Source organism: Yimella lutea, assembly GCF_006715095.1.
In the GTDB taxonomy this organism is placed as follows: Bacteria; Actinomycetota; Actinomycetes; order Actinomycetales; family Dermatophilaceae; genus Yimella; species Yimella lutea.
In genome coordinates this window covers 823,219-835,936 of record NZ_VFMO01000001.1, presented here as the reverse complement: position 1 = coordinate 835,936, position 12,718 = coordinate 823,219, and the positions used below count along the sequence as shown (strand labels likewise).

At 66.3% G+C, this 12,718-nt stretch carries 14 protein-coding genes; 6 read left to right on the top strand and 8 right to left on the bottom strand.

What is annotated here, in order from left to right; genetic code table 11:
• Window positions 1–48: 48 nt before the first annotated feature.
• Window positions 49–2,595: an ATP-dependent Clp protease ATP-binding subunit gene (locus tag FB459_RS03965; protein WP_141927536.1), complete on the bottom strand. Its 2,547-nt coding sequence runs from the start codon at window positions 2,593–2,595 to the stop codon at window positions 49–51.
• 230 nt (window positions 2,596–2,825) lie between these two features.
• Between FB459_RS03965 and FB459_RS03960 the strand changes: the two genes are divergently transcribed.
• Entirely contained in the window at window positions 2,826–3,938 is a 1,113-nt protein-coding gene (locus tag FB459_RS03960; protein WP_141927535.1) for a PqqD family protein, read from the top strand.
• On the opposite strand, the gene FB459_RS03955 is transcribed toward FB459_RS03960, so the two are convergent.
• Window positions 3,919–4,410 carry an arsenate reductase/protein-tyrosine-phosphatase family protein gene (locus FB459_RS03955; RefSeq protein WP_168990184.1) on the bottom strand — a complete coding sequence of 164 codons (492 nt, stop codon included), beginning with the start codon at window positions 4,408–4,410 and terminating at the stop codon, window positions 3,919–3,921. The genes FB459_RS03960 and FB459_RS03955 overlap by 20 nt on opposite strands.
• Window positions 4,411–4,442: 32 nt before the next feature.
• Window positions 4,443–5,237, bottom strand: coding sequence for a non-homologous end joining protein Ku (ku, locus tag FB459_RS03950; RefSeq protein WP_129625181.1), 795 nt, complete (start codon window positions 5,235–5,237; stop codon window positions 4,443–4,445).
• A 16-nt stretch (window positions 5,238–5,253) separates the two neighbouring features.
• Here ku and FB459_RS03945 point away from each other — a divergent pair, with 16 nt between their 5' ends.
• Both FB459_RS03945 and ligD read left to right on the top strand, forming a co-directional pair.
• Window positions 5,254–6,213 carry an ATP-dependent DNA ligase gene (locus tag FB459_RS03945; protein WP_168990183.1) on the top strand — a complete coding sequence of 320 codons (960 nt, stop codon included), beginning with the start codon at window positions 5,254–5,256 and terminating at the stop codon, window positions 6,211–6,213.
• A gap of 32 nt (window positions 6,214–6,245) precedes the next feature.
• Complete coding sequence (ligD, locus tag FB459_RS03940; RefSeq protein ID WP_425472280.1) at window positions 6,246–7,121, top strand: non-homologous end-joining DNA ligase; 876 nt, start codon at window positions 6,246–6,248, stop codon at window positions 7,119–7,121.
• 4 nt (window positions 7,122–7,125) lie between these two features.
• Here the strand turns inward: ligD and FB459_RS03935 are convergent, their stop codons facing one another.
• The 4 genes from FB459_RS03935 to FB459_RS03925 all read right to left on the bottom strand — a co-directional run bounded on the left by FB459_RS03935 (window position 7,126) and on the right by FB459_RS03925 (window position 9,535).
• A complete protein-coding gene (locus FB459_RS03935) occupies window positions 7,126–7,449 on the bottom strand; it encodes a histone-like nucleoid-structuring protein Lsr2 (protein WP_129625179.1) in 324 nt (107 codons plus the stop codon).
• 100 nt (window positions 7,450–7,549) lie between these two features.
• Window positions 7,550–7,711, bottom strand: coding sequence for a hypothetical protein (locus FB459_RS17130; protein ID WP_168990178.1), 162 nt, complete (start codon window positions 7,709–7,711; stop codon window positions 7,550–7,552).
• A gap of 73 nt (window positions 7,712–7,784) precedes the next feature.
• Entirely contained in the window at window positions 7,785–8,666 is an 882-nt protein-coding gene (gene panC / locus FB459_RS03930) for a pantoate--beta-alanine ligase (RefSeq protein WP_129625178.1), read from the bottom strand.
• The gene (locus tag FB459_RS03925) at window positions 8,663–9,535 is read right to left on the bottom strand and encodes a Rossmann-like and DUF2520 domain-containing protein (RefSeq protein ID WP_129625177.1); all 873 of its coding nucleotides are present in this window, start codon (window positions 9,533–9,535) and stop codon (window positions 8,663–8,665) included. The genes panC and FB459_RS03925 overlap by 4 nt, the downstream gene beginning before the upstream one ends.
• A gap of 54 nt (window positions 9,536–9,589) precedes the next feature.
• On the opposite strand from FB459_RS03925, the gene FB459_RS03920 reads away from it, so the two are divergent.
• A complete protein-coding gene (locus FB459_RS03920) occupies window positions 9,590–10,555 on the top strand; it encodes an SAM-dependent methyltransferase (RefSeq protein ID WP_168990182.1) in 966 nt (321 codons plus the stop codon).
• Here the strand turns inward: FB459_RS03920 and FB459_RS03915 are convergent.
• Complete coding sequence (locus FB459_RS03915) at window positions 10,530–11,006, bottom strand: DUF8017 domain-containing protein (RefSeq protein ID WP_484456001.1); 477 nt, start codon at window positions 11,004–11,006, stop codon at window positions 10,530–10,532. The genes FB459_RS03920 and FB459_RS03915 overlap by 26 nt on opposite strands.
• A gap of 75 nt (window positions 11,007–11,081) precedes the next feature.
• Between FB459_RS03915 and FB459_RS03910 the strand changes: the two genes are divergently transcribed.
• Both FB459_RS03910 and FB459_RS03905 read left to right on the top strand, forming a co-directional pair.
• On the top strand, window positions 11,082–11,321 hold the full coding sequence (locus tag FB459_RS03910; protein ID WP_141927532.1) for a hypothetical protein: 240 nt from the start codon (window positions 11,082–11,084) through the stop codon (window positions 11,319–11,321).
• Window positions 11,322–11,568: 247 nt separating this feature from the next.
• The gene (locus FB459_RS03905) at window positions 11,569–12,672 is read left to right on the top strand and encodes an NADH-quinone oxidoreductase subunit D (protein WP_240795970.1); all 1,104 of its coding nucleotides are present in this window, start codon (window positions 11,569–11,571) and stop codon (window positions 12,670–12,672) included.
• Window positions 12,673–12,718: the final 46 nt, after the last annotated feature.

The window sequence follows — 12,718 nt, the reverse complement described above, 5'->3', positions numbered from 1 at the left end:
GGGCGCCCACCCGAAACCGGATGAGCGCCCCCTCGAAACGAACCGACCTTATTCGCCCTTGCCCAGGTCGATGCCGTCGGCGATAGCCGCCGTCTCGGCCTCGAGGGTGTCGGGTGCGGTGGCCCGCGGCGAACCCTTGAAGGTGAACGTGTCGTCCTTACCCTCGCCGGTGGCGTCGACCAGGACGATCTGGCCCGCACCGAGGTCGCCGTAGAGCAACTTCTCGGACAGCTGGTCCTCGATCTCGCGCTGGATCGTGCGACGCAGCGGACGGGCACCGAGCGCAGGGTCGTAGCCCCGCTTGGCCAGCAGCGCCTTGGCGAGGGGGGTGAGCTCGATCGCCATGTCCTTGTCCTTCAGACGCTCGTCCAGACGAGCGACCATCAGGTCGACGATCTCGACGATCTCCTCCTGCGACAACTGCGGGAAGACGATGGTGTCGTCCACACGGTTGAGGAACTCGGGGCGGAAGTGCTGCTTGAGTTCCTCGTTGACCTTCGCGCGCATCTTGTCGTAGCCGGTGGCGGTGTCGTTGCCGGACGCGAAGCCCAGCGAGACGCCCTTGGCGATGTCACGCGTACCCAGGTTGGTGGTCATGATGATGATCGTGTTCTTGAAGTCGACGACCCTGCCCTGGGAGTCGGTCAGGCGACCGTCCTCCAGGATCTGCAACAGCGAGTTGAAGATGTCGGGGTGGGCTTTCTCGACCTCGTCGAACAGCACGACCGAGAACGGCTTGCGACGCACCTTCTCGGTGAGCTGACCGCCCTCTTCGTAACCGACGTAACCGGGAGGCGAACCGAACAGGCGCGACACGGTGTGCTTCTCGGAGAACTCCGACATGTCGAGTGTGATCAGCGCGTCCTCGTCGCCGAACAGGAACTCGGCGAGCGCCTTGGCCAGTTCGGTCTTACCCACGCCGGTCGGGCCGGCGAAGATGAACGAACCGCCCGGACGACGCGGGTCCTTCAGGCCGGCACGGGTGCGGCGGATGGCCTGGGAGAGCGCCTTGACCGCGTCGTTGTTGCCGACGATGCGCTTGTGCAGCTCCTCCTCCATCCGCAGCAGACGAGCCGACTCCTCCTCGGTGAGCTGGAACACCGGGATACCGGTGGACGCAGCGAGCACCTCGGCGATCAGCTCCTCGTCGACCTCGGCCACGAGGTCCTGGTCGCCGGACTTCCAGGCCTTCTCACGCTCGGCCTTGGCGTCGATGAGCTTCTTCTCGTCGTCGCGCAGGGACGCGGCCTTCTCGAAGTCCTGGCCGTCGATGGCCGACTCCTTCTCGCGGCGCACGTGCGCGATCTTCTCGTCGAACTCGCGCAGGTCGGCCGGGGCCGTCATGCGACGGATACGCAGGCGCGCGCCCGCCTCGTCGATGAGGTCGATCGCCTTGTCCGGCAGATGCCGGTCGTTGACGTATCGGTCGGCCAGGTTGGCCGCCGACACCAGCGCGGCGTCGGTGATCGTGACGCGGTGGTGCGCCTCGTACCGGTCGCGCAGACCCTTGAGGATCTCGATCGCGTGCGGGATGGACGGTTCCTGCACCTGGATCGGCTGGAAGCGGCGCTCCAGCGCGGCGTCCTTCTCGATGTGCTTGCGGTACTCGTCGAGCGTCGTCGCGCCGATCGTCTGCAACTCACCGCGAGCCAGCATCGGCTTCAGGATGGATGCGGCATCGATCGCGCCCTCGGCGGCACCCGCACCGACGAGGGTGTGGATCTCGTCGATGAACAGAATGATGTCGCCGCGGGTGCGGATCTCCTTGAGCACCTTCTTCAGGCGCTCCTCGAAGTCGCCGCGGTAGCGCGAACCGGCCACCAGCGAACCGAGGTCGAGGGTGTACAGCTGCTTGTCCTTCAGCGTCTCGGGGACGTCGCCGCGGACGATGTCTGCGGCGAGGCCCTCGACGACGGCGGTCTTGCCGACGCCGGGCTCACCGATGAGCACCGGGTTGTTCTTGGTGCGGCGGGACAGCACCTGCATGACCCGCTCGATCTCCTTCTCGCGCCCGATGACCGGGTCGAGCTTGCCCTCGTGGGCAGCCTGCGTGAGGTTGCGACCGAACTGGTCGAGCACCAGCGAACCGGCCGGCTGACCGGCCTCGGGGCCGCCCTGGCCGACGCCTGCGCCGGCCTTCTCGCCCTTCTCACCGTTGTTGAAACCGGAGACGAGCTGGATGACCTGCTGGCGCACGCGCGGCAGGTCGGCACCCATCTTCACCAGCACCTGGGCGGCAACACCCTCGCCCTCGCGGATGAGGCCGAGCAGGATGTGCTCGGTGCCGATGTAGGAGTGGTTCAGCTGCAGACCCTCACGCAACGACAGCTCCAGCACCTTCTTGGCGCGCGGAGTGAACGGGATGTGTCCCGACTGCGGCTGGTTGGAGGGGCCGATGATCTCCTGGACCTGTTCGCGCACGGCCTCCAGGGAGATACCGAGCTGCTCCAGGGCCTTGGCGGCGACTCCTTCGCCCTCGTGGATGAGGCCGAGCAGGATGTGCTCGGTCCCGATGTAGTTGTGGTTGAGCATGCGCGCCTCTTCTTGCGCAAGCACGACAACCCGGCGGGCACGGTCGGTGAACCGTTCAAACATCGTCTTCTCCCTCGGCTGCTTCTTCGCTCGATGCTAGTCGTCACCCTGGACGCCGGTGGAGCCCCTGGGGACACCGGTGGAGATTCGGGGTGGCGAACTCTGCCGGTGACAACGCGAGCCCCGCCGCCTCTGTTCCGAGATCCGTCCACCGAATGCCGATCACGCGTTACGCCCAGGGCTCAATCGTCGCGCAATCGGTGCGCCCGCGACCTGCCCATAGGATCGGGGACATGGCCAGCTTCGTCGTCGATGCGTTCGGCACGGCGGTGTCCGTGAAGTGCCATGCCAGTGATCTCGATCGCCTTCGGCAGCAGTGGTCACGCTGCCTCACCGAACCGGTCCACGAGCCGAAGCAGATCGAGCGAGTCGAACACAGCGGCGGCGAGCTCGTCGATACGGCCGACTACGCGCTCTCTTCCGCCGTCACACTCGCCGCGATCAACGCACAAGCCGGGGAACGCCTCATGTTCCACGCCTGCGGCCTGGCCGATCCAGAGTCCCGGGACGTCGCGGTCCTCGTGGCCGCGTCCGGCACCGGCAAGACGACGGCCTCGGTACGGCTGAGTCAGGTCGGACTCGCCTACGTCAGCGACGAGACGATCGCGGTCGACGACGACCTGAGCGTTCGCGCCTATCCCAAGCCTGTGTCGGTGGTCATCGATCCGGCGCACCCCACGCAGAAATCGCAACACGGTCCGGACGAGTTGGGCATGGCTCCGGCGCCGGAAGGACACCTCGGGCTGGGTGCCGTCGTGCTGCTGACGCGGCGCCGTGACGAACATGTCGCCCCGACGCTGACCCGAATCGACCTGATCGACGGCTTGGTCGACCTGCTCCCTCACACCTCCGCCCTGCCGCGCATCACGCATCCACTGCGCACTCTCGCCTCCGCCGTCGCGCGAGTCGGCGGACCGCTGCGGCTGGAGTACTCGGAGATCGAGGAGTCCATCGAACTGTTGCGTGAAGCGCTCGGCTCGACCGCACCCGAGGTCGAGTTCGTGCATCTGCCACCGACCGCGGAGTTGTTCACCGCCGAGACGGTGGCCGCGCAACCGGTGACCGACCCACGGGTCGTCCAGCGCAGCCCGTATCTGGACGCCGTCGAAGCGGACGGGCGCGTCATGTTGTTGCTGGGCAGTCAGAGTATGGTGCTTGACGGCGTCGGTGCGCTGCTGTGGCGGCACGCCGAACAGCCGACCCGGATCGAGGATCTTCTGCAGCGATGCCGCGCGGAGTTCGGACCGCACCCGGACGACACACAGATCGTCAACTCGTCGGTCGAACAGTTGATCAGCCATTCGGTACTGCGCGAATGCGACGAAGTCACCCCTCCAGGGCGATGACCACCTGCCGGACGTGCTGAGCCAGGACCTCGGCCGCCAGTGCCGCGGCTTCGTCACCTTGGCGATACGGGTCGGCGATGTCCTTGACTCCCCGCGGAATCGGCTGTGTCAGAGCCGCTTTGACGATCTGGTCACCGCGCAGCGCCGGCTGCTGCGCAGCAACCGCGGTGAAGTGGGTGAGAAGGGTCGTACGACGCAGGGCGACCGGTGCCTCGTCCACGACCCACAGCCGGTGCCGAGACTCCATGCACAGCAGCAGATCAGCTTCGCGCACCATGGAAGCGGTGAGTTGGTGTCCGGCGAAACCTTCCGACGTCCCTCCCCGGGCCGACAGTTGGTCGGCCATCGGTCGATCCATCGGCTCGCCGTGGAGCGCCTGGATGCCGGCGGACGCGTACTCGACCGAGCCGTCGGACAGCAATCGGGCCAGTCGTTCGGCGAAAGGGGAACGACAGACGTTCCCGGTGCACACGAAAAGCACCTTGGGCACTGGGCAGGCTCCGTTCAGCTGGCCTCGCCGCGCGATTTCTTGGCGCGATCCACGCTCTGCTGCAACGCTGCGAGAAGGTCGATGACTTCGCCCTCGGATTCTGCCGCAGCGGCCGGCTTCTTGACCTCACCGCCCTTCAGCTTCGCCTTCACGACCTCCTTGACCGCCTGCTCGTAGTCGTCGGAATACTCGTCGGGCTCGTAATCGCCGGCGAGTGACTCGACCAGCATGTGAGCCATCTCGAGCTCAGCCTTCTTGATCTTCGTGTCGTCGTCGTCCAGCACCCCGAACTCGGGCTTGCGCACCTCGTCCGGCCACAACATCGTCTGCAGCACGATCACGTCGTCGCGGACCCGCAACAGCGCCACGGTGGAACGGGTACGCAGCGAAACCGTCACCAGGGCAACGCGATCGGTCTGTTCGAGTGCCTCACGCAGCAGCACGTACGGCTTCACCGCGCTCTTGTCGGGCTCCAGGTAGTACGACTTGTCGAGCACCAACGGGTCGATCTGCTCGGCAGGAACGAACTTGTCGACCGCGATCTCCTTGGTGGTGCTGATCGGCAGGTCGGCGAGATCGTCGTCGTCGAGCACCACCATCTCGCCGGAGTCGGTCTCGTAACCCTTGGCGATGTCGTCGTACGAGACCTGCTCGCCGTCGATCGAACACACCCGCTGGTACTTGATCCGGCCGCCGTCGGTGCGGTGCACCTGACGGAACTGGACATCATGGTTCTCGGTGGCCGAGTACAACCGCACCGGCACATTGACAAGGCCGAAGGAGACCGCGCCCTTCCAGATCGCTCGCATCCGTCAAGATTGCCCCATGCGCCCCATGCTCGCCACCCCCGCCGAGGTCCTTCCTCGCGGCGACGAGTGGCGACACGAGATCAAGTGGGACGGGATGCGCGCCCTGATCGACGTACGTGATCACCGCGTCCGCGTCTTCAGCCGCACCGAACGGGACGTCACGATCGCCTTTCCCGAGTTGGCATCGCCCGCCTCCGGGCTCGCTGATTTCGAGGATCTGCTGCTCGACGCCGAGATCGTCGTCATGCGAGCGGGCCGGCCCTCGTTCGCGGCGCTCGCCGAGCGGTTCAATGTCGTCGACCCGAACAGCGCCGACGAATTGGCCTCGACCGCGCCCGTCACCGCCATGGTCTTCGACGTGCTGCGCGTGATGAGGAGCCCGGTCACGGGCCGAACCTGGCGGGAACGACGCGACCTGCTCGACTCCATCGCCCCGACGTCGAAGTGGGTGTCGGTGCCGCCCGAGTTCGCCGACGGCGAGGCCCTGTTGGACGCCACCGCCGACCAGGGCATGGAGGGCATCGTCTCCAAACGGGTCGGCTCGAAATACTCGCCCGGTCTGCGCAGCGACGACTGGCGCAAGACGCTGCACCGGCGCACCGGTAGTTACGTGATCGTCGGGTGGCGGCGTCAACAGGCCGGGTCCGTTCTCGGATCGGTGCTGCTCGCCGAGCCCACCGAGGTCGGGCTCGCCTATCGCGGACGCGTCGGCTCCGGCCTGGCCGGTCGCAAGGGGGTGACGCTCGCCCGCGACCTGCTCCCGCTGCGTCGCGAGACTGCGCCGGTGGTCACCGGTGTGCCGGACGTCGACGCGCGCGATGCGATCTGGGTCGAGCCGCACCTTGTTGCCGATGTCGAGTTCCACGGCCTTTCCGACGCCGGCCGCTTGCGGCAGCCCGCCTGGCGCGGCTTGCGCTCGGATCTGACCGTGGCCGACCTGCAGATTCGTGCGGCTTCCCCGAACGGAGACGAATGATGGCACCGGAGAAACAGACCGTCACGGTCGAGGTGGACGGCCGCAAACTCGGCCTGTCGAATCTGGACAAAGTGCTGTTTCCGGCGACCGAAACGACAAAAGGTGAGGTGTTGCACTATTACGCCACCGTCGCCCCGGTGTTGTTGCCGCAACTCGAGCACCGGCCGTTGACCCGGATCAGATTTCCCGAGGGCGTGGGTGGGATCAGCTTTTTCGAAAAGAATCTGCCCCAAGGTGCACCGGACTGGCTGGGGCGGGTGACCATCGACTCGCGTGGTTCGCGCGGCGGAGATCAGGTGACTTACCCGCTGGTGGAAGATGTGGCCGGGCTCACCTATCTGGCCAATCTCGCCTCCATCGAGTTGCACGTGCCGCAGTGGCGGGTCGACGCAAACCTCACCCCCAAGAATCCGGACCGCCTGGTCATCGATCTCGACCCCGGCGCGCCGGCCGGTCTGCACGAATGCGCCGTTCTCGCCCTGGCTGTCCGCGAACGACTGACCGACCTCGGACATGACACCAGTGTTCCGGTCACCTCGGGCAGCAAAGGCCTGCAGTTGTACGCGCCTTTGGATGGTTCCCGTTCGAGCGACGAGGTGCGCGATTCGATGCGCGAGGTGGCGCAGGCGCTCACCAAGGACATGCCCGATCTCGTGGTGTGGAAGATGACGACCAATCTGCGCAAGGGCAAGATCCTGCTGGACTGGTCGCAGAATGTCGCCGCCAAAACGACGGTCTGCCCGTACTCGATGCGCGCGAAGGAGCGTCCCACGGTGGCCGCGCCACGCACGTGGGACGAACTGGAACGAGAAACGCAGCACCCGGGGGTGCTGCGTCAACTCGATTTCGAGGATGTGCTCGAGCGCCTCGACCGCGACGGCGATCTGATGGATGCGATCGAACACTGACCATTCAGTTGTTGGCGGCTGCGTAAGCTTCCTGCACCTCGCGCGAAACACGACCGCGCTCACTGACCTGGAAACCGTTCGCACGACCCCATTCACGAACCTTGTTCAGGTCGTCCTTCACACCGGCAGGGCGTGCACTGCGCGAGGCGCGACCCTTGACCCGACGTGCATTTCCGACCCATTTCGCGAGGTCATCGCGCAACTGGGCCGCATTCGACTGCGAAAGGTCGATCTCGTAGACGACTCCGTCGAGTCCGAACGACACGGTCTCGTCGGCGTCCGCGCCATCGAGGTCGTCGATGAGTTTGATCTGAACCCGCTGCGCCATCATTTCCTCCATCTGATCGGTCTTCCAGAATTACGGAGGCCAATTTAGTCACGAATCACCGCAGAAAGAAACTCCGGCCAAAAAAGGGATGCGGTGGTTCTCAGGAATGATCCGACGGCGGCGGACCGACCTGCTGATCGCGCTCCCACTGAGCCTGCGCAATTCGCTCCCGGCGATCGCCCTCGAGGATGTGCTTCATGATGACGTAGAACAGATAGAGCAGCCCGATGGACGGCAGGAGGGTTGCGATGTAGGGCCACACAATCACCAAGGATAGAACGCCGTTCGGCGCACCCCTTCACGCGGCGTGACCGACACCCTCACCGAGCGGCCGGTCAGTCGGTGTATTCGACCACCGGGCGCGCACCGCCGCCGGGGCCGACGACCAGGGGCAGATTGTCGATCAGCCGGGTCGTGCCGACCTTCGCCGCGACCGCGAGCAGGGCGGGACCGCGGTACCACTCGGGCACCTCTTCCAGCGTCGTCGGGTGCACCAGCACCAAGTAGTCGACGATCGCCAGCGGTTCGCGCACCAGCACGTCGCGGGCCGCGCGACGGATCGCGGCCGGTCCGGTCTGCGCCATGTCGGCACCGGCCTTCAACGCCGCCGACAGGCTGAGCGCGACCTCGCGGTCGGACGGCGACAGATAGGTGTTGCGGCTGCTGAGTGCGAGGCCGTCGTCCTCACGCACCGTCTCGACGGGAACGATGTCGACCGGGAAGTCGAGATCGCGCACCATGCGCCGGATAAGCAGCAGCTGCTGCGCGTCCTTCTGGCCGAAGAACGCCTTGTCCGGCCGCACCAGGTGCAGCAGTTTCGCCACGACGGTCAGCACTCCGTCGAAGTGCCCCGGACGCGACGCACCTTCCAGCACAGAACCCAGTGGTCCGGCCGAGACCCGGATTCCCGGCTCCCCCTCGGGGTAGACGACGTCCGGACTCGGAGCGAAGACGATCGCCGCACCGTGTTCACGGCAGATCTCCACGTCGGACTCGAACGTGCGCGGGTACCGCGACAGGTCCTCCCCCTGAGCGAACTGCAGCGGGTTGAGGAAGATCGTGACGATCACATGATCCACCCTGGAGCGCGCCTGCTCGATGAGTTCGGCGTGACCGCTGTGCAGCGCACCCATGGTCATCGTCACCCCGACGGTGCCGGTCAGCTCGCGGCGAGCGTTCGCCAACTCCTCGCGGGTGCGCGCGATCGTCAGGGTCATCGGTTCTCCTTGGAAAGCAGGTCGGTCATCGGGTCTACTTTTTCGGCCGGCAGGACGCGTCGCGTCGCCGCCCGCTGCGTCGTTGCCAGAGCCATCGCACGATAGGCCATCAGCGCGTCGTCCGTCAGTACGCCGAGATGGGCACGCACTGTTTGAAGGTCACCGCGGGCCACCGGCCCGGTGAGTGCCTTGTCGCCCCGCTCCAGCGCGTTGTCCAGGCTCGCCTCGAGCAACGGGCGCAGGATGCGCGACGGATCGTCGATACCCACCTCCCGCAAGACCTGCTGAGCCTGGGCGACGAGCGTGACCAAGTGGTTCGAGCCGTGGGCGAGGGCCGCGTGATAGCGCGGCCGATCGACCTCGGCGAGATAGAACGGATCACCCCCGATGTCGACGACCAGTGCCTCACCGATCAACTGCGCCCCCGGCGATGCCGTGACCGCGAAGGGCGTGCCGGCCAGGCGGGGCAGGTCCTTCGGCCCACCGGTGAACGTCATCGCGGGGTGCATCGCGACGACGTCCCCGCCGGCGTCGAGCACCGCCTGCAGAACCGAGGGGCCGTGAAATCCGCTGGTGTGGACGACCAGTTTCCCACCGGCCCAGGCATTTTCGGCTCCCAATCCGTCCGCGAGTGGGCCAAGCGCGTCGTCCGGGACAGTCATCAGGATCACGTCCGCGCAGGCGACCACCTCGGGGATCGGGACGATCGGCACGCCGGGAAGCATGGCCCCAGCCCGTTCGAGGGAGGCCTCACTGACCGCCGAGACAGCGACGATCCGGTGGCCGGATGCGGCGAGCGCAGCCCCTAGAACAGCACCGACCTTGCCGACGCCGACGAGTCCGATGCGCAGGGCAGGGGGCGAATTCATCACCTGCACGACGTTACCTGTGGGCCGACCCGACCCACCTCGTACGCTGCGCTGGTGCCGAATTCACCGTCCACGCGCCCGCTGCGCCAGGCGTGGCACGAGGCGTTGTACGGGGCTGACGGGTTCTACCGGCAACCCGGCGGACCGGCGGCCCACTTCAGCACCTCGGCGCAGGGCCTGCCCGGGGTGGATGAACTCCTCGCCGAGTGCATCATCGCGATCGCCGAAGAGCACCGGCTGGATCACGTGGTCGAAATCGGCTGTGGCAGAGGTGAACTGCTGGCTTTGATTGCTCAGCGGTCGAAGCGCCTTCAGCTGACGGGTGTGGACGTCGTCGATCGTCCGGCCGGACTGCCTGCGTCCGTGGAGTGGGTCCGTTCGCCCGGCGGCGAAGGCCTCCCGGACGAACTGACCGATCTGAGGTCGACATTGGTGCTGGCGCACGAATGGCTCGACGTCGTGCCCTGCGAGATCGCCGTGACCACGTGCGACGGCCTTCGCGTTCTGGAGGTCGCGCCCGACGGTGGGTCGCGTCCGGGCCGAGAACTCAGCGACCGGGAGCGTGAGTGGTGCGAACAGCACTGGCCCGACGCGCAAGCAGCCGAGATCGGCACCACGCGCGACGACGCCTACTGCGAACTGCGATCACGGATCGCCGACGGACTGCTGATCTGCGTCGACTACGGGCACACGATCGAGGACCGGCCGACGGACTCGACCTTCACCGGCTACCGGGCCGGCGCCATCTGCGAGCCCCGCTTCGACGGCTCCACCGACCTCACCGCGCACGTGTCGATGGACTCGCTCGGTGTACCGGAACTGTTGCAGCAGAAGGACATCGCCGCGCGATACCTCGTCATTCCCGATCGTCCCGATCATGAGCTCGCGCGCATGGATCCGACGAAGTACCTGTTGATGCTGCGCCGACGCTCCGCCTACGCGACGTTCACCGAGCCGGCAGGACTGGGCGCGTTCTACTGGTCGCTGGAGCGGGTCACTTCTTCGGACGCAACGAGTTGATGATGTCGAGGATGTCCTGGTCGGACATCTTCTTCTTGGTGTCCATGTCGCGTGAGATCAACAGCATCACCGATACCCCGCTACCGGAGAAGGCGACGACCCGGGCCTCGGCCTTCTTCCCCTCGCACCTCTTCGCTTCGGGGTTCGCGACGTCCATCGTCATCAGCGACTCGATCGCAGGCGTCTTCCCGCCGTTCACGGTGATCTGACGCGTTCGGGCCGGGCTGTACTTCAGGTACTTCTTCGTCTTCTTGTCGTACGTGATCAGCTTCGCGACGTTCTCGATGACGGACGGGGCGGCTTCCGCCGGGTCGCGGGTGCCGATGTTCACGAAGCCGATGAATCCGGTGGCGGCGGTCTTCGCCGTCGGACAGTGACCCTTGCCGTACTCGGACGGCGCGCTGGCGACCACGCCCTTGTCCTCCTTGTTGTCGGCGAGCCACCCCTGCAGGTCACCGGAGTGCTTCGGTGGTTCCCACTTGTCGTTGTCCGGAACGTCATAGGCTCGACAGTCGGCGAACTCGACGTGGTGGTGCTCGTCGTCGACGCCGATGTGGTCGTGGTCTGTGTCGTGGTGGCGGTGGTCGGCGGCGAAGCGCCGCCCTGGACCTGCTCGTCGTCACCGCCGGTCAACGCCCAGATGCCGACTCCACCGAGCGCGAGCGCAGCGATGACTCCTGCGGCGATGAGCGCGTTGCGACCACCGGTGCCTGCTCCACCCGAACTCCGAAGCGTCGGGTCGGTGTCCTGCAGGTACCGCTGGTAATAGCGGTCCTGCGACGGCGGCGGCGTGTGCGGCCCCTGGTCCCCCATCTGATCGTTCACGCCGCCCACGGTACCTTCCGCCACCCTCAGCGAGGCGGCTTGCACGCTGCGCCCGGGTGGGATGAACTGGCCCCATGCCCTCCAGCTCCGACGACGAACGCTTTGCGGGCAACCGGTCGGACACAGGACCACAAAATTCTCCATCAGTGACCGCGGCGGTGGGCGGCACCGGTTTCTCCACCACCGACATGGTGCTCAACATCGGTCCGCAGCACCCCGCGACGCACGGCGTCCTTCGTCTGCGGCTCACCCTCGACGGCGAGCTGATCAAGCACGCCGAACCGGTCATCGGCTACATGCACCGCGGCGCGGAGAAGCTGTTCGAGGTGCGCGACTACCGGCAGATCATGGTGCTGGCAAATCGACACGACTGGCTGTCGGCGTTCAGCAACGAGATCGGTGTCGCCCTCACGGTCGAGCGGATGCTGGGCATGGACGTGCCCCAACGGGCCACCTGGACGCGCACTCTGCTGGCCGAACTCAATCGCGTACTGAACCACCTGATGTTCGCCGGCTCCTACCCACTCGAGCTCGGTGCGATCACCCCGATCTTCTACAGCTTCCGCGAGCGCGAGGAGTTGCAGGCCGTCATGGAGGAGATCTCCGGCGGACGGATGCACTACATGTTCTCCCGCGTCGGTGGCCTGCGTGACGACCTGCCGGCCGGCTGGTTGCAGCGGGTGGACGCGGCGATCGAGGCCGTCCGCCGGCGCCTGCCCGAACTCGAATCGCTGCTGATCGGCAACGAGATTCTGCGTGCCCGCACGCGTGGGGTCGGCGTGCTGTCGGCCCGCACCGCGAAGGCGTACGGAGTCAGCGGGCCGATCGCACGAGCCAGCGGGCTCGACGTCGATCTGCGTCGCGACCAGCCCTACCTTGCCTACGGTGAATTGTTCGCGCCCGGCGGCCCCGGACGCGTGGTGACCCGCACCGCCGGCGACTGCGAGGCACGCCTGGAAGTGCTCCTGGAGCAGATCCATGTCAGCCTCGACCTGGCCGAAGCCTGCGTGGATCGGTTGCGCTCGATGCCGGCCGGACCGGTCAACGTGAAGCTGCCGAAGGTGCTGAAGGTGCCCGAGGGCACCGACTACTTCGCGACCGAGAACCCGTTGGGGTTCAACGGCTACTACCTCGTCTCCCGCGGTGACAAGACGCCATGGCGCCTGAAGCTCCGGTCGGCATCGTTCAACAATGTGGCCGTCCTGAGTGAAGTGCTCGAGGAGACCCTGGTCGCCGACATGGTCGCGATCCTGGGATCGATGTTCTTCGTCGTCGGCGACATCGACCGCTGATTACGGGAAGGGATTTTCCTCACCGGCAGGGAAATTCTCCTGCTCA